This window comes from Nostoc sp. NMS7 (assembly GCF_017115085.1).
GTDB lineage: Bacteria > Cyanobacteriota > Cyanobacteriia > Cyanobacteriales > Nostocaceae > Nostoc.
In genome coordinates this window covers 22,974-48,527 of sequence record NZ_JABXKJ010000107.1, presented here as the reverse complement: position 1 = coordinate 48,527, position 25,554 = coordinate 22,974, and the positions used below count along the sequence as shown (strand labels likewise).

At 46.4% G+C, this 25,554-nt stretch carries 24 protein-coding genes and 2 pseudogenes; all 26 read left to right on the top strand.

Going from position 1 to position 25,554, the window contains the following annotated elements; all coding sequences use genetic code 11:
* The first annotated feature begins 246 nt into the window (after positions 1–246).
* A complete protein-coding gene (locus tag HWQ38_RS11380) occupies positions 247–636 on the top strand; it encodes an SDR family oxidoreductase (protein WP_292793324.1) in 390 nt (129 codons plus the stop codon).
* Positions 637–761: 125 nt separating this feature from the next.
* A complete protein-coding gene (locus tag HWQ38_RS11375) occupies positions 762–2,885 on the top strand; it encodes a glycogen debranching N-terminal domain-containing protein (protein WP_292793322.1) in 2,124 nt (707 codons plus the stop codon).
* A 35-nt stretch (positions 2,886–2,920) separates the two neighbouring features.
* Positions 2,921–4,168 carry a permease gene (locus tag HWQ38_RS11370; RefSeq protein ID WP_292793320.1) on the top strand — a complete coding sequence of 416 codons (1,248 nt, stop codon included), beginning with the start codon at positions 2,921–2,923 and terminating at the stop codon, positions 4,166–4,168.
* 11 nt (positions 4,169–4,179) lie between these two features.
* Positions 4,180–4,335, top strand: a complete 156-nt coding sequence (locus tag HWQ38_RS11365) for a hypothetical protein (RefSeq protein WP_292793318.1) — start codon at positions 4,180–4,182, stop codon at positions 4,333–4,335.
* Positions 4,336–4,553: 218 nt separating this feature from the next.
* Positions 4,554–5,723, top strand: a pseudogene (locus HWQ38_RS11360) (sodium:proton antiporter); the annotation flags it as partial.
* 186 nt (positions 5,724–5,909) lie between these two features.
* A complete protein-coding gene (locus HWQ38_RS11355) occupies positions 5,910–6,728 on the top strand; it encodes an alpha/beta fold hydrolase (protein ID WP_292793316.1) in 819 nt (272 codons plus the stop codon).
* 23 nt (positions 6,729–6,751) lie between these two features.
* Positions 6,752–8,392 carry an alpha/beta hydrolase gene (locus tag HWQ38_RS11350; RefSeq protein ID WP_292793314.1) on the top strand — a complete coding sequence of 547 codons (1,641 nt, stop codon included), beginning with the start codon at positions 6,752–6,754 and terminating at the stop codon, positions 8,390–8,392.
* A 282-nt stretch (positions 8,393–8,674) separates the two neighbouring features.
* Entirely contained in the window at positions 8,675–9,049 is a 375-nt protein-coding gene (locus tag HWQ38_RS11345; protein ID WP_292793311.1) for a hypothetical protein, read from the top strand.
* A gap of 354 nt (positions 9,050–9,403) precedes the next feature.
* Positions 9,404–9,628 (top strand): annotated as a pseudogene (locus HWQ38_RS11340) (ISNCY family transposase); the annotation flags it as partial.
* Positions 9,629–10,192: 564 nt separating this feature from the next.
* Positions 10,193–10,282: a hypothetical protein gene (locus HWQ38_RS40410; protein ID WP_366933270.1), complete on the top strand. Its 90-nt coding sequence runs from the start codon at positions 10,193–10,195 to the stop codon at positions 10,280–10,282.
* Positions 10,269–10,487, top strand: a complete 219-nt coding sequence (locus tag HWQ38_RS11335; protein ID WP_292793308.1) for a hypothetical protein — start codon at positions 10,269–10,271, stop codon at positions 10,485–10,487. The genes HWQ38_RS40410 and HWQ38_RS11335 overlap by 14 nt, the downstream gene beginning before the upstream one ends.
* 59 nt (positions 10,488–10,546) lie before the next feature.
* Positions 10,547–10,663, top strand: coding sequence for a hypothetical protein (locus tag HWQ38_RS40405; protein WP_366933269.1), 117 nt, complete (start codon positions 10,547–10,549; stop codon positions 10,661–10,663).
* The gene (locus HWQ38_RS11330) at positions 10,626–10,838 is read left to right on the top strand and encodes a hypothetical protein (protein WP_292793306.1); all 213 of its coding nucleotides are present in this window, start codon (positions 10,626–10,628) and stop codon (positions 10,836–10,838) included. The genes HWQ38_RS40405 and HWQ38_RS11330 overlap by 38 nt, the downstream gene beginning before the upstream one ends.
* 114 nt (positions 10,839–10,952) lie before the next feature.
* Positions 10,953–11,516 carry a DUF3611 family protein gene (locus HWQ38_RS11325; protein ID WP_292793303.1) on the top strand — a complete coding sequence of 188 codons (564 nt, stop codon included), beginning with the start codon at positions 10,953–10,955 and terminating at the stop codon, positions 11,514–11,516.
* Positions 11,517–11,527: 11 nt separating this feature from the next.
* Complete coding sequence (locus tag HWQ38_RS11320; protein ID WP_292793300.1) at positions 11,528–12,040, top strand: DUF1269 domain-containing protein; 513 nt, start codon at positions 11,528–11,530, stop codon at positions 12,038–12,040.
* A gap of 135 nt (positions 12,041–12,175) precedes the next feature.
* On the top strand, positions 12,176–12,676 hold the full coding sequence (locus tag HWQ38_RS11315; RefSeq protein ID WP_292793298.1) for a universal stress protein: 501 nt from the start codon (positions 12,176–12,178) through the stop codon (positions 12,674–12,676).
* A 13-nt stretch (positions 12,677–12,689) separates the two neighbouring features.
* Positions 12,690–15,107 carry a phosphoketolase gene (locus tag HWQ38_RS11310; protein ID WP_292793295.1) on the top strand — a complete coding sequence of 806 codons (2,418 nt, stop codon included), beginning with the start codon at positions 12,690–12,692 and terminating at the stop codon, positions 15,105–15,107.
* A 58-nt stretch (positions 15,108–15,165) separates the two neighbouring features.
* Complete coding sequence (locus HWQ38_RS11305; protein ID WP_292793293.1) at positions 15,166–15,342, top strand: hypothetical protein; 177 nt, start codon at positions 15,166–15,168, stop codon at positions 15,340–15,342.
* Positions 15,339–15,881: an RpiB/LacA/LacB family sugar-phosphate isomerase gene (locus HWQ38_RS11300; RefSeq protein ID WP_292793291.1), complete on the top strand. Its 543-nt coding sequence runs from the start codon at positions 15,339–15,341 to the stop codon at positions 15,879–15,881. Before HWQ38_RS11305 ends, HWQ38_RS11300 begins: the two co-directional genes overlap by 4 nt.
* A gap of 211 nt (positions 15,882–16,092) precedes the next feature.
* Positions 16,093–17,121 (top strand): class I fructose-bisphosphate aldolase, encoded by a 1,029-nt coding sequence (locus HWQ38_RS11295; RefSeq protein WP_292793289.1) that lies wholly within the window; start codon positions 16,093–16,095, stop codon positions 17,119–17,121.
* Entirely contained in the window at positions 17,118–17,744 is a 627-nt protein-coding gene (locus HWQ38_RS11290) for a histidine phosphatase family protein (protein WP_292793285.1), read from the top strand. Before HWQ38_RS11295 ends, HWQ38_RS11290 begins: the two co-directional genes overlap by 4 nt.
* A gap of 20 nt (positions 17,745–17,764) precedes the next feature.
* Entirely contained in the window at positions 17,765–18,553 is a 789-nt protein-coding gene (tpiA, locus tag HWQ38_RS11285) for a triose-phosphate isomerase (RefSeq protein ID WP_292793281.1), read from the top strand.
* The gene (gene pgi, locus HWQ38_RS11280; protein WP_292793279.1) at positions 18,550–20,181 is read left to right on the top strand and encodes a glucose-6-phosphate isomerase; all 1,632 of its coding nucleotides are present in this window, start codon (positions 18,550–18,552) and stop codon (positions 20,179–20,181) included. Before tpiA ends, pgi begins: the two co-directional genes overlap by 4 nt.
* Before the next feature lie 34 nt (positions 20,182–20,215).
* Positions 20,216–21,148 (top strand): polyphosphate kinase 2 family protein, encoded by a 933-nt coding sequence (locus tag HWQ38_RS11275; RefSeq protein WP_292793277.1) that lies wholly within the window; start codon positions 20,216–20,218, stop codon positions 21,146–21,148.
* 152 nt (positions 21,149–21,300) lie between these two features.
* Complete coding sequence (gene pgm / locus HWQ38_RS11270) at positions 21,301–22,995, top strand: phosphoglucomutase (alpha-D-glucose-1,6-bisphosphate-dependent) (RefSeq protein ID WP_292793273.1); 1,695 nt, start codon at positions 21,301–21,303, stop codon at positions 22,993–22,995.
* Positions 22,992–25,535, top strand: coding sequence for an alpha-glucan family phosphorylase (gene glgP, locus HWQ38_RS11265; protein ID WP_292793271.1), 2,544 nt, complete (start codon positions 22,992–22,994; stop codon positions 25,533–25,535). The genes pgm and glgP overlap by 4 nt, the downstream gene beginning before the upstream one ends.
* Positions 25,536–25,554: the final 19 nt, after the last annotated feature.

Genomic DNA, 25,554 nt, shown 5'->3' with positions numbered 1-25,554 from the left:
TTGCAAACCTCTAAAGTAATGCCAGAATCACCAAAATAGCTGTCAAAAATTAAAAACATAAGCAAAATGTGTAATTGGTATAAAAAGTTCAACGTAGGACAGCTTGCTTCAATTTGGATTCAATCATAAGTTTTCAATATCAGCTATCCTCAAACTTTGCAAATGAAAATACATAGCAAAAATTCTGAAAAAGTATTATGAGTTATTCCCCTTATCTGCTTAAAGGTCAAAAAGCACTTGTGACAGGTGGTAGTTCTGGGATTGGTGAAGCGATCGCTCGCTATTTGGCTGCATCAGGTAATTCCTTGGGCTGGTCACGTCAATTATGCTACTAGCAAGGGTGGTATTAATATGATGATGCAAAGTATTGCCCAAGAACTTGCCCCCCACAAAATTCGTGTTAATAGTATTGCTCCTGGTGCAATCAAAACCCCAATTAACAAATCAGCTTGGGATACCCCACAAGCAGAGGCAAATTTACTAAAACTAATTCCAGCAAAACGTGTGGGTGATGTAGAAGATATCGCCAAAGCAGCAGTTTGGTTGGCTTCTGATGACTCTGATTATGTCAACGGTACAACACTGTTTGTAGATGGTGGTATGACATTATATCCAGGTTTTACAGAGAATGGTTAAGATAATTCGTAATTCGTAATTCGTAATTCGTACTTAAGTTTTGTAGCTGGGATTTAAAAAGAGCCACAAAACTTGCTGCTTGTTGGAAGCGGGGAAATTAAAACCACACAATTGGTTAATTGAGAATGCCTACAAAAGTTACTGTCAATTCGGGTTTGATAACCATTAACGATGGTTCCTCTTTTTTAGTAACGGCTAGTGATGGTTCTATCGACGAGAATTTACCTCAAGGTTTTTTTGTTTGGGACACACGGCTGATTTCTTACTACGAAATTTCTCTGAATCGCTATCGCCTTTCGCTGCTAGCCTCTAGCAATATCACCCATCATAATGCACTTTACCAATTCACTAACCCACAACTTCCTATTATCAACGGCTCTTTACCTGCTGGTAGTTTGCTTGTAACTGTTCGGCGCGACATTGTGGAAGGTATGCATGAAGATATTGATATAATTAACTATCACAGTGAAGCTGTTAAGTTTCAATTAATGCTAGCTGTGCGTTCTGATTTTGCGGATATTTTTGAAGTCAAATCACAGCAAATATTGACGCGGGGTGAGACACAAACCAAATGGGAAAATGGTGTACTTACTACTGAATATCGCAATGGCTCTTTCTTGCGAGGTATTGTGATTGAGCCAGTTTGTGGTAATTCTGAGCCACGCTATGCCAATGGTCGTTTAATGTTTGATGTGGTCATTGCTCCTGGGAAAACATGGCACACTTGTGTCAATTTTACAGCCTTAGCTGATGGAAATGTTTTCAAACCTCAAAATACCTGCGCTGTGCCTCACAATACGAAAGCGGGAAAGGTTAGGGATGAATTTCTGACTAATGCAACAAAGTTGCGCTCGTCTAATGCTGAAATTGCCGAATACTATCAGCAAGCGATCGCAGATATGGGAGCGTTGCGGATTGAGGTGGATGATAATGGACATCAATTTTGGATGCCTGCTGCTGGTATTCCCTGGTTTGTTGCTGTTTTTGGACGTGACTCAATAATTGCTAGCTTGCAAGCGATCGCAGTTTATCATGAATTTGCCCGTGGCACGTTGCTAAAACTGGCTCAACTCCAGGCAACTGAGTTGGATGATTGGCACGATGCCCAACCAGGCAAAATGCTGCACGAAATGCGGCGCGATGAGTTAACCACACTAAACTTACTTCCATATCATCCCTATTACGGAACAGTAGATACTACCATCCTTTGGATTGTTACTTTATCTGAAGCCTATAACTGGAACGCCGACCTCAGTATGCTTGATGAGTGCCGAGAACCACTGGAAAAGGCGCTAAATTGGATTGATAAATACGGCGACTTGGACGGGGATGGATTTGTTGAGTACTTAACTCATTCGTCAAAAGGATTACGCAATCAAGGTTGGAAAGATTCGGGTGACGCAATAGTTTACCCAAATGGTGAGTTAGTTGAGCCGCCAATCGCTTTATGTGAAGTCCAAGGCTACGTTTATGATGCGTGGCTGAGGGCAGCTTTAATTTATGAAGTCTGGGGCGAAAAAGAACAAGCGAAAAAGCTGCGTCAAAAAGCCGAAGAACTTTATCAACGATTTAACGATCGCTTTTGGATGGAATCAGTTGGCTTTTACTGTTTAGGATTAGACGATAAAAAGCAGCAAATTCAATCAATTACCTCAAATCCGGGTCATTTGCTCTGGTCTGGTATCGTCCCAGAGGAACGAGCAAAAAAACTTGTTAACCGACTTTTTCAACCAGATATGTGGTGTGGTTGGGGTGTGCGGACTCTTTCATCTGAAAATCTGGCATATAACCCAATTAGTTATCAACGCGGTAGTGTTTGGCCTCATGATAACTCGATCATCGCTGCTGGATTAAAAAAGTATGGCTATCACAAAGAAGCTAACCGCATTGCTGAGGGGATTTTTGCTGCTGCTAGTTATTTTCAAGCTGGGCGAATGCCAGAATTGTTTGCGGGAATTGATCGCCAAGATGATAACTTTCCAGTCCCCTACCCAGACGCTAATATACCCCAGGCTTGGGCTGCTGGTTCAATTTTCTTACTGATTCGTACCATTTTAGGACTCAAAGCTGATGCCTCAAAACAACAGTTAAAAGTACAGCCGAATCTACCAGATTGCTTACCCGATTTAGAACTCACAAATTTGTCCGTGGGAGACGCTACGGTGGGATTACGCTTTTGGCGTGATGGCGAACAGACTCAATGGGAAGTTACCCATCTCGATGGTGAATTAGAAGTTTCTACTACTTAGGAATTGGGATAAAACTATTCTGATAATTGATAAAAATGAACACTATAAACCCTTTTAGCGACCCCATCAATGGAATTTTCCTAGCACTCAGCATGACATTTTCTATGTTCTGGGAAATTCTTTGGGCGCTCATTCTTGGTTTTACACTATCAGGTATTGTTCAAGCGGTAATTTCCAAAGGGGAAATGAGCCGACTACTACCAGATGCGTCACCAAAATCGATCGCAGTAGCCTGTGGTTTAGGTGCAGCTTCATCGTCATGTTCTTATGCTTCTGTCGCCCTTGCCCGTTCCATCTTTCGCAAAGGTGGTAACTTTACAGCAGCGATCGCATTTCAATTTGCCTCAACTAATTTAGTCATTGAACTAGGCATTATCTTGGCAGTATTAATGGGGTGGCAATTTACCCTGGCTGAGTATGTCGGTGGGTTGTTGATGATTGCCATATTAGTGTTTCTATTTAAAGTATTCCTAAAACCCCAGATGGTGAAAGCAGCTAAACAGCAAGCCAACCGGGGACTCTCTGGCAAAATGGAAGGACACGCCAACATGAATATGTCGGTGACAGAAGGTTCCATTTGGCAAAGAATTTTTTCTGATAAAGGATTTACATCCATTAGCCACTACTTTGTCATGGACTGGGTTTCAGTATGGTTAGATATTGGATTGGGATTAGTAATTGCAGGGGCTTTGGCTGCTTGGGTATCCAACGACTTTTGGCAAGCATTCTTTCTCACAGATCACCCTATATGGTCGAAATTATGGGGGCCCATTGTCGGGCCAATTGTAGCAATATTTTCCTTTGTTTGTTCTGTGGGGAATGTTCCTCTAGCGGCTGTGCTGTGGAATGGAGGTATTAGCTTTGGAGGAGTAGTTGCATTTATTTTTGCCGACCTGATTATACTACCAATTTTGAATATTTACCGCAAATATTACAGTTTAAAAGTTAGCATATTTCTAGCGATCGCTTTCTACACAGCAATGGTAAGTGCGGCATTAATCATTGAAATTCTGTTCCAGATTTTGGGGTTAATACCACAAGAACACAACGCCAAAGTAGTTGAGGCATCTATCCAATTTAACTACACTACAGTATTGAATATTTTGTTTTTGGCTCTAGCAGCTTTATTAGTTGCGCGGTTCTTCAAAACTGGTGGGCCGAATATGCTGAGAATGATGGATAACGGCAGCGAAGAAGAAGATAGCGAACACCATAACATGATGCATTATGTTGTGAGGAAGAGGAGAAAGAAATCTGTGAAAAACTTACCTATTAGAAGCTAATATTTACAATCATGGCAACTGATTCATCTAAAAAAACAATCTTTGCGGCGATGGGGGCTAACTTAGCGATCGCCTTTCAATACATTTCGGATCAAAAAGAGCCAAACAAAACACTTGTAGAGACGGCGATTTATCGCGTCTCGAAAACCCAAAATTGTTGCCAGTAGCCCTTAACCCAAGCGTATTGAGTTAGTAGCGATCGCTAGCAGTGCGTTAGTATACTCCTTTAGTGAAGTAAACTATGCATAGCCTGTCGCGCCAGTATCAGCCTGTTAAAAAGCTAGTACAGCACAGCGTAAATAGCTATATTTTTTCCTGAAATATAAACCTCATAATTTAGGAAGATTCAGTTATAGGAGGTTGTACAGCGCAACTTAATTTTTCTATGGAAGAATCCTTGCCCATTACTATTCTGATCAGTGCAACAGTTGTGGCTGGTATTGCTGCTCAAGTTTTAGCTGGTTATTTTCACATTCCTAGTATAGTCTTGCTACTTCTGTTTGGGATTCTTCTGGGACGAGATGGGTTTGATTTTTTAAATCCATCTTTACTGGGCATTGGTTTAGAAGTTGTGGTTTCGCTGTCAGTAGCACTTATTTTATTCGAGGGTGGTTTAAATCTACAGTTAGGAGAGTTAAAAGAGGTTTCTAGTAGTCTTCGCAATCTTGTCACTTTGGGAGTGCTGATTACCTTAACTGGTGCTGGAATGGCTGCACACTGGCTGAGTGAATTTCCCTGGTCAATTGCTTTTCTTTATGCCTCCTTAGTAGTTGTGACAGGCCCAACAGTAATTAATCCACTGCTCAAACAAATTGGTGTAGAAAAAAAAGTCTCAACACTTTTAGAAGGGGAGGGTGTTTTTATCGATCCAATTGGTGCGATTTTGGCTGTGATTGTGCTTCACTTTGTTTTGAGTGGAAATGTGGAGCCGCTCATTTTAATTAAGGGTTTGGTTTTGCGTTTGGGTATAGGCGTAGTTATTGGTATAGCTGGAGGCTGGTTACTATCCCAAATTATCCAACAGGATCAATTCTTATCCCAAGAGTTAAAAAATCTAGTCGTTTTAGCTAGTGTCTGGGGTTTATTTAGTTTGGCACAGGTGTTACGTAGTGAATCTGGTTTGGTGGTTGCTGTAGTTATGGGGATAGTTTTAAGAGCTAGTAACCTACCTTCAGAATCTTTATTGCGTAAGTTTAATGAACAGTTGAGCATTTTAGCTAATTCGGTTTTGTTCATTCTGTTAGCAGCAGACTTATCAATTGCCAGTGTTTTCGCTTTAGGTTGGGGTAGTGTTCTGACAGTTCTAGTGCTGATGCTAATAGTGCGTCCTATTAATATTTTAATATCTACCTGGAATCAAGGTTTTAACTGGCAACAGCAGTTATTTTTATCTTGGGTTGCTCCTCGTGGAATTGTAGCTGCTTCTTTGGCTTCTTTATTTGCAGTTTCACTTACAAAACAGGGTATCAATGGCGGTGATTCAATTAAAGCCTTAGTATTTTTGACAATAATGATGACAGTTTTTTTCCAAGGATTGACGGCTGGTTGGGTTGCCAGTCTGCTTGATTTACGTTTAGTAGATCAAATAGAGCAAGATTGTTTGCAAGCAACTAATGATGATGTCAATACCCAAAAAGATGTAGATAAAAACAGCTTTAGTTCTGAGTTAATTTAGTTGTAGCTAAAAATTTTTACTGACTTATCGAAATTATCACTCTTGTTCTCGTAAATTAGTTTATTTATGCCATCTAAAATTCGTAGTCATCCTTATTTTTTAACTCCCGAATTATCTAACCATAATTATCCACTCTTTGTATTTCTACCTGGAATGGATGAGACTGGCAAGGAATTGATGTATATTCAAACAGCAGGTTTAGAAGCAGCTTTTGATGTACGCTGTTTTGTCATTCCCCCTGATGTTCTCACAAGTTGGGATGAAATGACAGAAAAAGTAGCAACTTTAACCAAGATAGAACTAGAAAAAGTACCGCGTAGACACAAAGTGTCTTGTCGTGAGACATCGCACGTTTATCTTTGTGGAGAATCATTCGGTGGTTGCTTGGCGCTGAAAGTATTAGAAAAGTTTCCTCAGCTATTTACAAAGATTATTTTAATTAATTCTGCTTCTTCATTTCATCGAGTACCTTGGTTAAGTTTTGGTTCACTTTTGTTTCCTTATACACCTCAACTTTTTTATAAAATATCCTCGTTTTTATCTTTACCTTTTTTAGCTAATTTAAGTCGAATTTCACCTACTGCAAGCCTTGCTCTTTCAAAATCGACTAGTTCTGCACCACAAGAAACTGCTAATCAGCGATTATCCCTGATGAGAGAATTTGATGTTGACGAGAATAAATTATCTCAAATTACTCAACCTGTCTTACTAATTGGTAGTAGAAATGACCGACTTTTACCTTCAGAAGCAGAAGCACAATATTTAAGTAATATTTTCCCTAATCATCAGATAATAACTTTACCTCATAGCGGTCATGCTTGCTTAGTTGAAAGGGATGTTAATCTCTATCAACTTTTATTATCTGCTAATTTTACTCTTGCATAATGTACTATTTTAACTGATATATCATGACTCATTTGATAGATAAAAAAACTGTTTGGCTAAAATTGGCTTTGAGAATTTTTAGTATAGGATTGCTACCTACACTAACTGCTTATCCCGCTTTAGGTGCAGAGCGCATAAAATTTAATTATGGTCTTTTAGAAAGCTCTATCCCAATTAGTTCGCTCGAAACCTATGCTAGAACAGGCAAAGTAGACAATGATTTAGCTGGATATAGTCATTATGTAGACAAAAAACAACTAGCTGAACTGCGTCAGGTTTTACTAACTCCTATTCCTTTAAATCAAGTAGAAGTTTCGCAATTTCTTTATACACCCATTGGTGAGCGATTATTAGAAAAATTGGGGAAAGTTATTCAAACAGAATCTCACTTATCAGGGTTCTATGCAATTCGTGCAGCACTGATTTTGTCAGCCGCAGATTCTAAAGATTTTACGCTTTTAAATGTATTACACAAGTTTCCAGCAAGCGCAATTTCCATTAACTTAAACCAGAGTTTGGCAATAGCAGAGTCATTACAGAATTTAGTAAATCAAACTCAAAATGCAGTAGCATTTATTAACCAACAATCCCAACAAAAAGTAACTATAACTTCTACACTTAAGACCATTCCATTAATGGACTTGGGAAAAATCGGAAGTTTTCGCTTCTCAAAGCAAACTATTACACTTAATGACCTCTCACGTCAGAGGAGATTTCCTGCTGATATTTACCTCCCAACTGCTCAAACTCCTCGGACGATAATTGTCATTTCGCACGGACTTGGTTCTGATAGAACGAGTTTTGCATATCTAGCTGAACATCTCGCATCTTATGGTTTTGTGGTTGCTGTTCCAGAACATCCTGGTAGTGATGCAAGACAACTGCAAGCATTATTAGCAGGTACAGCAGATAGAGTTACCAATCCTAGAGAACTAATTGATAGACCTTTAGATATTAAATTTTTACTAGATGAACTTACTAGATTATCACAGTCTGATTCAACATTTAAGGGACGTTTAGATTTAGAACAAGTTGGTGTAATAGGGCAATCATTTGGTGGATATACGGCATTAGCATTGGCGGGTGCAAAGATTAATTTTGAGCAACTGAAAGCTGACTGTCCAGCTTTGGAAGATACGTTAAATGTTTCGCTTTTACTTCAATGTTTAGCGCTCAATTTACCAAATGCTAAATATAACTTATCTGACGCAAGGGTAAAAGCAGTAATTGCGATCGATCCAGTTGATAGTAGTATTTTTGGTCAAGCTAGTCTCAGCCAAATCAAAATTCCGGTGATGATTGTATCTGGCAATTCTGATACAGTTGCTCCAGCTTTAGCAGAGCAAATTCAGCCTTTTACTTGGTTAACAACTCCAAGTAAATATTTAGTACTTATCAATGGTGGTACACATTTTTCTACTATTGCAGAATCACCAAATGCAACCGTACCTCTTCCTACACAAGTAATCGGTTCAAGTCCTGCTTTGGCACGTCGTTATGTTAAAGCTTTGAGTGTTCCCTTTTTTGAAACATACATTGCTGAACAGTCAAATTACCTTCCTTATTTGAGTACAGATTACGTTAATACAATTAGCCAGCAGCCACTACCGTTAAGTTTAATTAAATCTCTGACACCTGAACAACTACAAGAAGCGTTTAAATAAAGATTTTGAAGCTATAGATTGATGAAATAAACACTAAATATTATTAATCTGAAAAGTAAGTGTTGATAATTAGCAGTAATTATGAATATAGCAACTCGCAATGAGCCAATTTAGGTATTTCGCTTAACTCCAGAGATATCACTGATTTGGACTACTTTAGGTTCATAGGGGAGCAATGTAAAGTAAGTTTTGTTGTAGATAAAATAGATTGGTCACTGATATCGATAATTGCCCAAGTATAATGAACAAGCACTATAGTGGTATAGTTTTTGGGGGTGGTGTTTGAGTTTATTTCGTAGGGATTACAGGCAAACTAGACCTAAGAGTAAGCGATCGCATCTAAAAAACCGTCTCTATTCTACTGGGATGTTTTTGTTTGTCGTACTATCTCTCTCCAGTGGACTAGGCTACCGTTTTTATAACCAACCAAAACTGGATGTAGGTAAGATAGCTCCCCAAACGCTTACCGCACCAAGTTCAGCCAATGTTGAAGATGTAAAAACAACAGAAGAAAGACGCAGGGAGGCTCGTAGCGGTGCTTCAGCAGTCTGGGTTGACGACCCAGTAATTAATGAGCAAATTCACCAAAATCTCCAGCAATTATTCACAAAAGGCAATCAAATCCGCGAAAATTCAGCAATTCTCATTTTGAAATAAATAGAGTATTAACCCCGATTTTGGAATTCCAAATATAGTACAAAAAAACTATTTTTTCAGCTAGAGGCGTAGGCGCAGCCCGCCGCAGGCATCGCTAAAAAACAATTGGGTGGAGGAATTAAGTATAAATACTCAATCAAATAGATGGATTGCCTGACAACGAAAGGGGGAAATTGAGGAAAATAGTTCGGTTTTTAGAATAGGGAATTCAAGGGAAATAAAAAATTATAATTGTTGTCAGATGATGTAAACTCGGTGAGTTAAAAATCCGACAGCGCGTCAAATTACTCAAACATGGCTAAAAAAGCAGCGAGTCTAGAAATTTCTGAATTAATGCAATTTTTACGTCAATAATTGCATGATTTACCTGATGAAAGGAAACCCGGAAATAATACGAGATATCAGGTAGAAGATGCAATGATGGCTGCATTTTCCATCTTTTTTACTCAGTCAGAGTCTTTTTTAGATCATCAACGATTAATGAAAAGCAATAAAGGAAAAGATAACGCAGAAAGTTTATTTTCAATTGAGAAAATACCCTGTGATAATCAAATAAGAAATTTGTTAGATCCGGTGCCAAAAACGGGGCATAAAAATTTCCTTAAAACTCAAATAAACTTACCAAAATGCTTTCGTTCCAAGATGTTACATTTTAGAAGTTGAAATATCGGTTAAATATCGGTGAGAAATCGGTTACTAATAAAAAAATGCTATCTAAATTAACTTCTATCTCATTTGAAAATATCAAATTATCAAATATCGACAGGACTTACGCAAACAATAGCCCAAACCCTGATTTTACCGTAGGGGCAATTCATGAATTGCCCCTACGCTGTGTAGTTTTGCGTAAGTCCTAATCGAATTAATTTTGAATTCGGAGGAAACGACGTGAATTTTCCCGTTAAGTCTGGAAATATCAAAATAAAGGTTTGAAGCCAGAAGCAATTATCAACAAGTCATATTTAGTGTTTGAGTTGATGTATAAATTATACAAATCCTGATAAACCATTCAAAAGCGGTAGATAAAATTGAACTTATTTACCTAGCAAGATAGAGGAAGTATTCAACATTTTCTGTTCTAGTGAAAAAATAGGGAACTAATCAGGAATTTTGCGGAGGTCGAGAGTTAATCAACAGAAAGTGATGAGCGAGTGCAACGGTGAAGAAATTCTTCGAGAACTCTGCGGTCATTTAGGATTTGATTCAAAAGGAAATCAACATGAGAACTATTGAGCCTGAAATTGATGAGCAAGTTGTTAGCTCTGGATGGACAACCGCGATCGCTGTTCTCATGATCCTGTTGGGCATCATTGCGTTGGCGCAGCCCGCCGCAGGCATCGCCTTTCCCTTCTTTGCTAGCGTTGCTTCAACCTTAGTATTTGGCCTTTGCCGGAATTACTCAAATCGTTTATGCCTTTCAATCGAGAGGTGCAGGTAAAGTCATCGGGAAGCTGATTCTCGGTCTTTTATTTATATCTCCTGGCTGGAATTTTCGTAGTGGTAAATCCGTTCAAAGGGGTGCTGGCCTTGACGTTAGTGTTGGGCATTACCATTTTTTTGCAAGGCATAATTGCAAGTGTCCATTGCATTTCAAATGCGCCGGATTTCACCTAACTGGGGATTGATGCTGGTGAGCGGTATCATCGGCATTATTTTCGGTATTTTCGTTTGGTCTAACTTTCCGTTTAGCGCAATTTGGCTGATTGGCACTTTCATTGGAATCAATCTCTTGTTTGATGGAGTTTGGATGCTGACTCTGCATTCAGGACAGCGACGCACTTCACAGTAGAGATTCAGAGCCGCACCGCACACAACAGGACAAGTGGTATGCGTTTGTCGAGTGTGCCTCACAGTTTGACACACCTGCTATTGTTCAAAGCAAAGATTTAGAGAGCAATGCCTTATGTCTAGCTACCTAGAATCAAAATCTCATCCTTCAGAGAGGCAGCAAGCTGCTAGTTTACTGCGATCGTTGGGGTGGAGTGGGTTTTGGATACAGTTTGTTTTAACCATTGTTTCTCTTCTGATTTTAGGGTTCGCGATTCTCGATCCGACTCTCAACCTCAATCTCAAATCAGGGATCGGTTTGCTGTCCGCAATTGGGGGAATTGCGGCTTTAGGCTTAAGCATTTACTGGTTCTTTCGCTACGTTCATCTTGGGCAACAATTGTCAGCCCCGGAACCAGCTTTACATCCTAGCCGCAAGGAAATAATTCAAGTTTTACAATTAGGAGTTGTAGTGAACTTGGCGGCAATGTTGCTGACGTTAGTCAGTATCGAAACAATTGTTGGAGGCTTGCTTCTCAAAACACTATCAGTTCCACCAGGAGCCGCTGTCTATCGGACAGGACAACTGATTGAGCCGATTGATATTTTTGTCGTACAAGCAAATATCAGTATGATTGTGGCTCAATTTGTGGGAATTGGAATTCCATTTTGGCTTGCAAGTCGTGTAGAACACCATTAGAAGAGAATACTATGAGTGACTTAATTGTGATTGGGTTTAATGATGAATTTAAAGGCGACGAAGTGTTGCTCAAGCTGGCAAAAATGCAGAAAGAGCATTTAGTTGATTTGGAAGATGCCGTCGTCGTAGTCAAAAACCACAAGGGTAAGCTCAAAGTTAAGCAAACCCTGGATCTACTGACAGCAGGAGCCGCAGGTGGAAGTTTTTGGGGATTGCTGATTGGGTTGCTGTTTCTCCATCCGTTGCTGGGTGTCACCGTTGGCATCGTCAGTGGGGCGCTTTCAGGTGCATTAACTGATATTGGAATCGATGACGACTTTATCCGAGAATTGGGCAAGACTCTGGAGCCTGGAACCTCTGCTATCTTTATTCTTGCCCGCAAAGTCACTCCAGATAAAGTTCTAGAAGAATTAAAACCCTTTGACGGCAAAGTGTTACAAACTTCGCTCTCGAATGTCGAGGAAGCAAATCTCAAAGCGGCTTTAGCAAAGGTTCAAACTGAGCAGGAAGTTCACGCAGCATAGCCTCACTTTTTTTGCGACGATACTCCGTCCCGCCTTCTGGCGATGGCGTAACCACCCGATGGATGCGATCGCCACATACTTGGTTGCAATAGTTGCAGATTACTTGAAGTGAGATTAACCTGAAGGCTCGAAACAATGAACTTTAAACGCATTCTGGTTGCCATTAATCATTCTCCTTTAACATCCATTGTGTTTGATCGGGCACTCAATTTAGCGCAGCAAGAGCAAGCTAAATTGATGATCCTTCATTGCCTCGTAGACTTTACTGCGATCGATCCAGGATTTGAGTCAGGTGGGACCTTTGGACTCTATCCGATCAACACTGGGCTTTCTCAATCATTTCGCGAGGAAACACTTCAGCTAGAGATTGAGCAGGCAAAAGTTTGGTTACAAGAATACTGTGATCAGGCAACTGCCCGAAATATTCCTGCTGAATATCAACACCATTTTGGTGAGCCAGGGGCAACGATTTCCAGTGTTGCTCAAGAGTGGAATGCTGATCTGATCGTACTAGGTCGGCATGACCACTCAGCGATCGCAGAATTTTTCGTAGGTAGTGTCAGCAATCATGTCGTTGACCATGCGAATTGTTCTGTTTTAGTCATAAAAGATACAAATCCTGATAAAGATAAATAAAGAGGGAAGAAGCATGAAAGTAATTGATAAGACTGGCGGAATAGGCTTAGAAATTGGGCAATCAACCATAAAAACAAAGACTCTTTCCCCAGAACTACTCCATAAGATAGATGCCTACTGGCGTGCCGCCAACTATCTGTCAGTTGGGCAAATTTATCTCTACGACAATCCATTGCTGAAGGAGCCTCTGAAACTCTCCCATGTCAAACCACTGGTGGTTGGACACTGGGGTACGACACCGGGACAGAACTTTATCTATGTACACTTGAATCGGGTAATCAAGAAATATGACCTAGATATGCTCTACATCGCTGGCCCTGGTCACGGGGGCCCAGCAATTGTGGGCAACGTTTACCTCGAAGGCACCTGGAGCGAAGTTTATCCCAACGTCACTCAGGACGAAGCTGGGTTGAAAAAGCTGTTCACGCAATTCTCATTTCCTGGTGGGATTTCCAGCCACGTTGCGCCGACAACGCCGGGGTCAATTCACGAAGGGGGTGAGTTGGGGTACTCCCTCAGTCATGCCTTCGGCGCTGCCTTCGACAATCCCTCACTAATTGTTGCCTGCGTCATCGGCGACGGGGAAGCGGAGACAGGCCCCTTAGCGACTGCATGGCAGTCTAACAAGTTACTCAACCCAATTACCGACGGTGCTGTGCTGCCAATCCTGCACCTGAATGGTTACAAAATCAACAACCCAACCGTCTTGGCTCGCATTGAGCATGAGGAGTTGGAACAATTTCTCAGAGGCTGCGGCTGGACACCTTACTTTGTGGAAGGCGACGAGCCGGAAAAGATGCACGAACTTATGGCCAGCACCTTGGACAAGGCGATCGAGGACATTCGGCAAAGCCAAAGCAATGCGCGGAACCAGAACGATACTACTCGCCCGCGCTGGCCGGTGATCATCCTGAAGTCGCCCAAGGGCTGGACGGGGCCAAAAGTCGTGGATGGTTTGCAAATCGAGGGCACATCGCGATCGCACCAGGTGCCGCTACTGGTGAACTCCGAGCATCCCGATCATGTCCAGCAGTTGGAAAGCTGGATGAAAAGCTACAAGGCAGAAGAACTGTTCGATGAAAACGGATGCCTCCTGCCGGAATTGGCTGAACTGGCCCCGAAGGGCGATCGCCGCATGGGTGCGAACCCCCACGCCAACGGCGGTATACTGCTACACGACCTGCAAATGCCAGACTTCCGCGACCACGCGGTGCATGTGCCTTCGCCCGGTGCCGTTGACGGTCAAGATACCCTCGTGCTGGGCAAATTCCTGCGTGATGTAGTCAAGCTGAATCAGCGGAATTTCCGCATCTTCGGCCCCGATGAGACACTCTCGAATCTTTTGGGCGCGGTGTTTGAAGTTACTAATCGTCAGTGGGAAGGGCGGGAAGAAAAAAATGATGAATTCCTCGCGCCAGCCGGACAAGTACTGGACTCAATGCTCAGTGAACACCAGTGCCAGGGTTGGTTGGAAGGCTATTTGCTAACTGGGCGGCACGGACTATTCAACAGCTATGAGGCGTTTATTCGCATCGTTGATTCAATGTTCAGCCAGCACGCCAAGTGGCTAAAGGTAACATCGGAACTGCCCTGGCGACGGAAAATCGCATCGCTGAACTATCTGCTCGCCTCCCACGTCTGGCAGCAGGATCATAACGGCTTCACGCACCAAGACCCCGGTTTTCTCGACCACGTGATCAACAAGAAAGCTGATATCGTGCGTGTGTACCTGCCACCCGACGCGAACTGTCTGCTATCGGTTTTTGATCACTGCTTACGCAGCCGACACTACGTGAATGTGGTGGTTGCTGGCAAACACGCGCTCCCGCAATGGTTGAGTATGGACGCGGCGATCGTGCATTGCACTGAAGGCATTGGCATCTGGCAATGGGCTAGCAACGACCAGGATACTGAGCCGGATGTGGTGATGGCTTGCTGTGGAGATACGCCGACGCTGGAGATTTTGGCTGCCGTTTCCATCCTGCGCGAACATCTGCCGGATCTGAAAATTCGGGTAATTAATGTTGTCGATCTGATGAAGTTGCAATCCGAGAGCGAACACCCGCACGGACTAAGCGAAACGGATTACGATTCGCTCTTTACCAAAGACAAGCACATCATCTTTGGCTTTCATGGATACCCCTGGTTGGTGCATCGGCTGACCTACCGCCGCACCAATCGCAATCTCCATGTCCGGGGTTACAAGGAAGAGGGTACGATCACAACGGCTTTTGACATGAGGGTACAAAATGACCTGGATCGCTTTCATCTGGTGCAAGACGTGGTGGATCGTCTGCTGCATTTGGGTAGTAAAGGAGCCTATCTCAAGCAGATGATGCAGGACAAGTTGATCGAGCATAAGCATTACATCGACAAGCACGGCGAAGACTTGCCGGAAATCCGCAATTGGAAGTGGAGCCACCCCAAATGAAGGCACGTGCTTTCGTGTGCTGTTTCTACATTTTTGGAATTTTTCAAGGAGATCGAACATGACCACCCAGATTGAAGTTAAAGGTCGGAACACTCCGTTCACACTGGATTGGGAAGAGCGGCGCTGGCAGTCTTTGGAGAAGCCACAGGAGAGTGATTTTCCGTTGATCGCAGTTTTGGATGGCAAGCGCTATGAGCTGTATTCGGATGGAACATTCGCCGAGGTGGAGCGGTGAGTAAAAAGGCATCATTTCCAGCGACGAGCGCCCTGCGCGCCACCAGCTGCAACACCGATAGAGAAACCGCTTGTCGGCTTGGGGGGGAAATAATGCACATTGGGATCGCGGCGGATCATGGTGGGTTTGAGTTGAAAGCGCAACTGACGGCTGCTCTAAAGGAGGCTGGTCACGAGGTTGAGGATTTTGGTGCTTATGAGTTGGTTAAAGTAGATGACTACCCGGATTTTGTAGTCCCACTAGCCCAGGCGGTGGCCAAGGGCACAATCCTTCGCGGTTTGGCCATTTGCGGTAGCGGGGTAGGAGCTTGTGTTGCTGCCAACAAGGTAGCAGGCGTGCGGGCGGCGTTAATCGCAGATTCATTCTCCGCTCATCAGGGGGTGGAAGATGACGACATGAACGTGATGTGTCTGGGCGGACAAGTCACCGGATATGCTGAATCCTGGGAATTGGTTCAGACATTTCTGGCTGCTCATTTCCAGCAAGATGAACGTTTCCAGCGACGTCTTCAGAAAGTAGCGGCATTGGAATTGAGGTGAAAAGGAACTCTTAACGGGCAACAGTGAGAAACTTCAGGGCAAACACACATTCTAACTGTACGCCAGCAAAAAATATGAAATCAAACGTTGCCGAAATGATGATTGCACCTTCCCTCCTTGCCTCCAACCAGTCTTGCTTCGGACAAGAAGCCGAACGTGCCGAACGTTCTGGTGCCGATCGGCTGCACCTTCCAAAGTGGAGCAACCCGAAATGAAAGTCCAAAAGCTGATAGAAACCGCGAAAATGCTTGTTGCTGACAATAAGGGTCTGCTGGCAATGGATGAGAGCAATCCAACCTGTAACAAACGATTCGCAAAGTTAGGCATTCCCCAAACCGAAGAAGCCCGACGCGCCTATCGAGAGTTGATTATCACCACGCCCGGTCTTGGTGAATACATTAGTGGCGCGATCCTCTACGACGAGACGATTCACCAGCAAACACCAGATGGCACTCCCTTTGTTCAAGTTATCATCAATGCGGGAATCATTCCCGGCATCAAAGTTGACATCGGTGCTAAGGATATGGCAGGTCATCCTGGAGAAAAGATCACCGAAGGTCTGGATGGATTGCGCGATCGCCTCAAGGAATATTTTCAAATGGGCGCTCGTTTTGCCAAGTGGCGCGCGGTGATTACCATCGCCGATGGCATTCCCAGCCGGGGTTGCATCGAGGCCAACGCCCAGGCGTTGGCTCGCTATGCTGCGTTGTGCCAAGAAGCCGGACTAGTATCGATTGTCGAGCCGGAAGTGCTGATGGACGGAGTGCATAGCCTGTCACGGTGCGGCGAGGTAACGGAGGAAGTCCTGCGAACTGTCTTCAAACAACTCTACAGGCAAAGGGTGATGTTGGAGGGCATGATCCTGAAGCCGAATATGGTGCTTCCGGGATTGACTTGTTCTCAACAAGAATCGGTGGACGAGGTGGCTGATGCCACGGTGAACTGTCTTTTGCGGGCAGTCCCAGCTGCCGTTCCGGGAATTGCGTTCTTGTCGGGCGGTCAATCCGGTGAACTGGCTTCGGCTCGTTTGAATGCTATGAATCTTAAATTCAAATCGCGATCGCCCTGGGCATTAGCGTTTTCCTTCGCCCGCGCTATCCAGCAACCAGCTTTGGAGCTTTGGCAAGGCAAAGAGGCGAATGTGTCAAAGGCACAGCAGGCTTTGTTGCATCGAGCTAAGTGCAATTGGGCGGCGCGTCGAGGCGAATACAATGCCGCGATGGAAGGGACGGGAGTATGAAAACAAGTATACCTACCCCCCTACGCCTTTACCTGATTCGGCACGGCGAAACCGAGTGGTCGCTCGACCGTCGGCACACAGGTCGCACGGATATTCCGTTGACTGCAAACGGCGAGTCCGAGGCACGGGAACTTGGCAAGCACCTCCGGGATATCCAGTTTTCCCATGTGCTGACCAGCCCACTCAAACGCGCCCAACAAACCTGTGCGTTGGTCGGGCTGGATCAAGTCCCGGAAATTGAACCGGATCTGGTCGAATGGGACTATGGCGATTACGAAGGGCAGAAATCCGTGGATATCCGCAAGGAGCGCCCGGACTGGAATGTTTTTCGGGACGGTTGTCCGCACGGTGAAATGCCCACCCAAATTTGCGATCGCGCCGATCGACTTATCGCTCGTCTGCGTGACCTGGATGGCAATATCGCCCTCTTTTCCCACGGTCAGTTCGGCGGCGTTCTAGCTGCACGCTGGATCGGGTTAACGGTGGTCGAAGCGCAGCATTTCCCCCTTGGCACGGCATCAATCAGTATTTTCGCCTTCGACCCCCACCACCCCACAGTGCCAGTTATCGCTTTGTGGAATGCTGCCTCTCATGAAATACTTAACTGCCAAAAGCTTCTGTAAACAACCAAGGGAAACCGGCCATGACTCAGAAATTTGTTATTGGTAACTGGAAGATGTATACCACCGCAGCTGAAGCCAGACATCTGTCCCAGGCGATAGTGGATGGCATGGGCATTGAGGACAGTGTTACCGTTGCGGTCTGTCCACCTTTTCCTTATCTGTCCCTAGTCGGGGAGATTCTCAAGGGCAGCCGGATTGCGCTCGGCGCACAGAACCTCTATCCCGATAAAGAAGGACCGTTCACCGGCGAGGTTAGCCCAACCATGCTCCTTGATCTCGGCTGCCAGTACGTGATCCTCGGACACAGCGAGCGCCGCCACAAACTGGGCGAATCCGATGCGTTCATCAACCACAAGGTAAGGGTTGCCCTGTCCGCCGGACTCGATGCAATCTTCTGCATCGGCGAAACTCTAGAACAACGCCAGGCAAACCAGACCAAAACAGTACTCGATCGGCAACTGTTTCAGGGCTTGGACGGACTGTCGGCAGCTACCTTAACCCACCTGAGCATCGCCTACGAACCAGTCTGGGCGATCGGCAGTAGCGGACATCACGCCACCCCTCAGCAGGCTCAGGAAACGCACGCCCTCATTCGGCATTGCTTCGGTCAGATGTTCGGGGAGCGATCGGCTCAGACGCTTGCCATCCACTACGGCGGCAGCGTCAATCCGAAGAACGCCGACACGTTCCTGAAGCAACCCGGTGTGGACGGTGTACTCATTGGCGGCGACAGCCTGAATGCCGAGCAGTTTTTAGCCATTGTTCAGGCAGGAATTAGTCAAACGCAAAGCCAAGTAGAGGCAGCATGACAACAATCATCCCCCTTACCCAGCGCGTGGCATGGCAAGCCCTCGAAGCCCATTACGTGAAAGTCCAAGAGTTGCATCTGCGGCAGTTATTTGCAGACGATCCAACGCGCGGGGAGCGCATGACAATTGAGGCGATCGGCATCTACTTCGACTATTCAAAGCACCGGATCACGGATGAGACGCTGACGCTCTTGCTGCAATTGGCGGCAGAGTCCGGTCTGCGATCGCGCATTGATGCCATGTTTCGCGGGGACAAAATTAACGTCACAGAAAAGCGGGCAGTTCTGCACATCGCCCTGCGTGCCCCCAAAGGGCAAACCATCGTCGTGGACGGCGAGGACGTTGTGCCTGGGGTTCACGCCGTGCTGGATAAGATGGCTGACTGTTCCACTCAGGTACGCAGTGGAGAGTGGAAGGGCTACACGGGCAAGCGTATCCGCAACATCGTCAATATTGGCATCGGTGGATCTGACCTGGGACCGGTGATGGCCTATGAAGCATTGCGCCATTACAGCCAGCGCGACCTAACCTTCCGCTTCATCTCCAACATCGACGGCACCGATTTTATCGAAGCCACCCGCGACCTCGATGCCGAGGAGACGCTGTTCATCATCGCGTCGAAGACGTTTACGACCCTGGAGACGATGACCAACGCCCACACAGCCCGCGACTGGCTCCTGAAGACATTGAAGCATCCCGATGCGGTTGCTAGACATTTCGTGGCAGTCTCGACCAACGTCGAAGCGGTGGCTCAGTTCGGCATCGACACCGCCAATATGTTCGAGTTTTGGGATTGGGTTGGCGGACGGTACTCAATGGACTCGGCCATTGGTCTCTCGACAATGATCGCCATTGGTTCCGAAGCTTTTCGCGCCATGCTGGACGGTTTCCACCAGATGGATGAGCATTTCCGCACGGCTCCTTTCCATCGCAACTTACCAGTACTCATGGGTCTGCTGGTTCTCTGGTACAACAATTTCTTTGATGTACAAACAATGGCGGTTCTTCCCTATGAGCATTACTTGAAGCGCTTAAGCGCTTATCTCCAGCAGTTGACGATGGAGAGTAATGGTAAGCACGTCACGCAGGATGGGACTGAGGTCGTCTACCAAACTGGGCCAATCTATTGGGGGGAGCCGGGTACTAATGGGCAGCATTCCTTCTACCAACTGATTCATCAGGGAACCAAGCTCATCCCCTGCGACTTCATCGGGTTTACTCAGCCGCTTAATCCTCTTGGACACCACCATGATTTACTCTTGGCCAACATGTTTGCCCAGGCAGAGGCGCTGGCTTTTGGCAAAACGCCCCAGGAGGTACAAGCTGAGAGCATACCAGCATGGCTAGTGCCGCACCAAACCTTCGAGGGCAACCGTCCATCCAGCACGATCCTCCTGGAACGGCTGACTCCGGCGGCGTTGGGCAAGCTCGTCGCACTGTACGAACACAGCGTCTTCACTCAAGGTGCTATTTGGGACATTGACTCCTTTGACCAATGGGGGGTCGAATTGGGGAAAGCCCTTGCCGCGCGCATCATTCCTGAACTTGAGACTGAGGACAAAAACCGACTCAAGCACGATAGTTCAACCAATACCCTGATTCGGCACTACAGGAAAGCCAGATTTTAGTGCTATTGACCTTAGACAGTTGAGCGTTAAACCTATGACCGATAAACATAGCCACAATGATTCATCATTAAACCCATTTCCGATCAAAAAACTTGACGATTTGATTCGTCCCTTTATTGTTCCACCAGGGCAGAAAATTTCCCTTGCCAAAGACCATGACCCAGCTTACAAAGCCCATTATCTAAAGAAGTCTGAAGCTGAAAGTGAACTACAAGAAGGTATTGAAGCTTTAGCAAAATATCAGGATATGCTTTATGCCCAAGATACTTATGCCTTGCTCATTATTTTCCAGGCAATGGATGCTGCTGGTAAAGACAGTACCATCAAACATGTGATGTCGGGTATCAATCCTCAAGGCTGTCAGGTGCATAGTTTCAAAGTTCCTGCTGGGGAAGAGTTGGATCATGACTATTTATGGCGATGTTCCAGAGCTTTACCAGAACGAGGAGAAATTGGCATTTTTAATCGCTCTAATTATGAAGAAATCTTAGTAACACGAGTTCATCCAGAAATTCTGGAGCAGCGACAAATTCCGCCTAACTTGATCGATAAGCATATTTGGCAACGTCGCTATGAGGAAATCAACAACTTTGAGAAATATCTGAGTAGCAACGGGACTATCATCCTCAAGTTTTTCCTGAATGTGTCTAAAGAAGAGCAAAAAAAACGCTTTCTAGAACGGATTGAACTTCCTGAGAAAAACTGGAAGTTCTCTGTTAATGATGCGAGAGAGCGCACGTTTTGGCACGACTATATGGTTGCCTATGAAGAAATGTTTAATCACACCAGCACAGAATGGGCACCCTGGTATGTAATCCCAGCAGATCACAAATGGTTTACTCGCCTTGTGGTAGCAGGCATCATTTATGCCCAATTGAAGGCACTCAATCTCAACTATCCCAAGGTCAGCGAAGCAAAACACCAGGAACTTTTGCAAGCAAAGGAAATGCTTGAGAGTCAGAAATAAAGACCACAATCCTTTAACGGAGACTAATACCATTTCACGAAAAATTTGATGCAGATGTAAACCATGAAAACCTTGGTGCATCTAGGTTTATTAATTGCGAATTGCGAATTGCGAATTGGTATAACTCCATCACGGACTTTGAGGAAAGCGTCATGAAAATCAGTCCCCTGGCCGGAAAGCTGGCACCACTGGAAATACTAGTCGATGTGCCACGGCTGATCACCGCCTACTACACCGAGGTTCCCGACCCATCAGTACCGGAACAGCGAGTGTCCTTTGGCACATCTGGTCATCGCGGCTCGTCCTTCAAACGGGCTTTCAACGAATGGCACATCCTGGCAATTACTCAGGCGATTTGCCTCTATCGCACGCAACAAAAAATCGCTGGTCCTCTGTATCTCGGTATGGATACGCACGCGCTCTCTGTTCCGGCTGGCGCTACTGCACTTGAGGTACTGACAGCAAATGGAGTCGAAGTGATGATCGCCGTTGGGGACGAATATACCCCAACCCCAGTAATTTCTCATGCGATTTTGACTTACAATCGCGATCGCAAAAGCGGATTCGCTGACGGGATTGTGATCACACCCTCCCACAATCCGCCCCATGACGGTGGCTTCAAATATAACCCGCCGCCGGGTGGGCCAGCCGACAACATAATCACTGGTTGGATTGAAGGAACGGCGAATGCGCTGCTGGAAGCCCGACTCCAAGGAGTGAAACGAATTCCCTACGAACAGGCTCTACACAGTGCCACGACGCATCGACACGACTATCTGACCGCATACGTCAACGACCTGGGCAATGTAATCGACCTGGATATCATTCGCAGCGCCAAGATATGTCTCGGCGTTGATCCCCTTGGCGGTGCTGGTGTCCATTACTGGGCGAGGATTGCGGAGCAACATGGTTTAAACCTGACCATTATCAACGAGACGGTCGATCCCACCTTTCGTTTTATGACGGTGGATTGGGATGGACAGATTCGCATGGACCCGTCTTCGCCCTATGCGATGCAACCACTGATCGAGATGAAGGATCGCTTTGATCTTTCCTTCGCCTGCGACACCGACTACGACCGACATGGAATTGTCACCAGAAGCGAAGGATTGCTGCCGCCTAATCACGACCTCTGCGTGGCAATTTTCTATCTTTTTCAAAACAGGCCGAAGTGGCACAAGGAAGCTGCGATCGGCAAAACGGTAGTGAGCAGCCAGATGATTGACCGGATAACCGCCAAACTTGACCGGCAGCTTTTCGAGGTGCCGGTCGGTTTCAAGTGGTTTGTGGGAGGATTGCTAGATGGCTCACTGGGATTTGCGGGAGAAGAGAGCGCGGGTTCGGTGTTCGCTCGTCTGGATGGCAGCGTCTGGACGACGGACAAGGACGGATTCGTTCCTTGTTTGCTGGCGGCGGAAATCATAGCGCGGACAGACCACGATCTCGGCGAAATCTACCGCGAACTCACGCACGAATTCGGTGAACCTGTCTACGATCGCGTTCAAACACCCGCCACTCCAGAGCAAAAGGAAAAGTTGGCAAATCTCTCACCACAACAGGTGACGCTCACCGAACTGGCGGGCGAAAAAATCCAGAGGGTACTTACCCATGCACCAGGCAACGGTGCTGCCATTGGTGGGTTGAAAGTGATGACCGAAAGCGGATGGTTCGCGGCACGTCCGTCAGGAACCGAGGACATCTACAAGATTTATGCAGAGAGCTTCCAAGGAACAGAGCATCTGCGCCACATCCTGGAAGAAGCACAGACGATTGTCAGCACTGCTTTGGTGGCATCCCCACAGAAGTTGGAGACTGCATCCAAGGCAAACCCAAAGGAGAACCCATGAGCCAAGAAACACCTTTCAGTACGTGGAACAACCGTTTTTTACCGACAGATGTCGAGGGGTTCGATTCCCTTGCCGAACTAGCTTTGGATCTGCGTTGGTCATGGAACCATGCTACCGATGAAGTCTGGCGGCAGCTTGATCCTGCACTTTGGGAGTTGACTCAAAACCCTTGGGTGGTCTTACAGACTGTCTCAAGGGACAAACTCCAGAGGGCGCTAGCCAATCCAGCCTTCTCTAAGAATGTAGATGACTTGTTGCAAATCAGGCGTCAGGAGGCAACTGCACTAGCCTGGTTTCAGCAACGGTATCCGCACTCTCCATTGAAATGTGTCGCGTATTTCAGCATGGAATTCATGTTGAGTGAAGCATTGCCCATTTACTCAGGCGGACTCGGCAATGTCGCCGGAGATCAGCTCAAAGCCGCCAGTGACCTGGGTGTACCGGTGGTTGCTGTGGGATTGCTTTACCAACAGGGCTATTTTCGTCAGGTGATTGACAAGGACGGCGCACAGCAAGCCCTTTATCCCTACAACGATCCCGGACAGTTACCGATCGCACCCTTGCGCCACCCAAATGGCGAGTGGTTGCGGTTGGAGATTGTCTTGCCCGGTTACTCGGTTTGGCTACGCGCCTGGGAGGTACAAGTTGGCAGCGTGAAGCTTTACCTGCTAGACAGCAATGACGCCGCAAACTTTCCTGCCCATCGAGGCATTACCAGCGAACTGTATGGCGGCGGACCGGAGTTACGCCTCAAGCAAGAAATGCTGCTCGGTATTGGCGGCTGGCGACTGCTTGATGCCCTCGACATCCAGCCGGAAGTCTGCCATCTCAATGAAGGCCACGCGGCATTCGCCATTTTAGAACGAGCCAGAACTTTTATGAACGAGACCGGGCAGCCTTTTGAGGTCGCACTGGCGGTCACGCGATCGGGGAACCTTTTCACCACCCACACGGCGGTGACTGCTGGCTTTGACCGTTTTGCTCCGGCTCTCATCGAGCAATACCTTGGTCGGTATGCCCAAGACAAGCTGGGCATTACAGTCCACGATTTGCTGGGACTAGGCCGCCAGAATCCAAATGACTCATCAGAGAGTTTCAACATGGCCTATTTGGCAATCCGTGGAAGCGGGGCGGTTAATGGGGTGAGTCGCTTACACGGTCAGGTGAGCCGGCGCATTTTCACGCCGCTCTTTCCACACTGGCCGGAGGACGAAGTACCGATCGGACACGTAACCAACGGAGTCCACATGCCAAGCTGGGACTCGGCTCCCGCCGATGATCTGTGGACGGGAGTCTGTGGAAAGGAGCGCTGGCTGGGCACGACGGAAAACCTGGGGCAGGACATTCGCCGCGTCTCCGACTCCACACTCTGGCAGTTTCGGACAGCCGCCAGCAAGTCTCTGGTTGAATACGCCCGCCAACGCTTGTCCCAGCAATTGATCGTCTCCAACGACACGCCGGAGGCGATTAATGGGGCGAACCATCTGTTTAGTCCCAATGCATTAACCTTGGGCTTTGCACGTCGCTTCGCTACCTACAAGAGACCAAACTTACTGCTGCACGATCGCGATCGCCTGCTTCGTATCTTGACCAATCCGCAGCATCCCGTGCAACTCATCATTGCTGGCAAGGCGCATCCGGCAGACCAGGGGGGGCAAGCCCTGATTCAAGAATGGGTACGTTTCATCCGGCAACCTGAGGTGCGCCCCCATGTGATCTTTCTCAGTGACTATGATATGCTTCTAACCGAACACCTGGTGCAAGGGGTGGATGTCTGGATCAACACGCCCCGGCGACCTTGGGAAGCTTGCGGGACGAGTGGCATGAAGGTGCTTGTCAATGGCGGCATCAATTTATCTGAGTTGGATGGCTGGTGGGCGGAAGCCTACAATCCTGAAGTTGGCTGGGCGTTGGGGGACGGTCAGGAGCATGGCGAAGATCCCGCTTGGGACGCAGTAGAAGCCAACGCGCTCTATGAGCTGCTAGAGCAGGAAGTGATCCCGGAGTTTTACACCCGAGACGACAGAGGCATCCCCACAGCATGGGTCAAGCGGATGCGAGAAAGTATGGCGCAGTTGACACCCCGCTTTTCCGCCACCCATTCGGTACGTGAATATACTGAGCAACACTACCTTCCGGCTGCCACTGCCTACCGCGATCGCGCCGCGAACAACAGCGAAGTAGGCAGGCAAATCGTCCATTGGCAGCACACTCTGCAAGATCAATGGGCTTCGTTGCACTTCGGCGAAATCAAGGTTGTGAGCGACGCACAAGGACACACATTCACAGTTGAAGTGTTTTTCGGTAGCCTTGACCCAAAGAGTGTACGGGTAGAATTATACGCCAACGGAGTGAACGGCGGCAACAGGTCGCGACAGGAAATGAAGCGCGGTCAGCCATTGACCACGGGAAACGGTTACATCTTTAACACGCAAGTATCCGCAACACGCCCAGCCACAGAATATACACTGCGTATTGTACCATACTGTGACGGCGTTGCGATTCCACTGGAAGATACACGAATCCTGTGGCAGCGATGATTAATTTTTGCATGGAGGA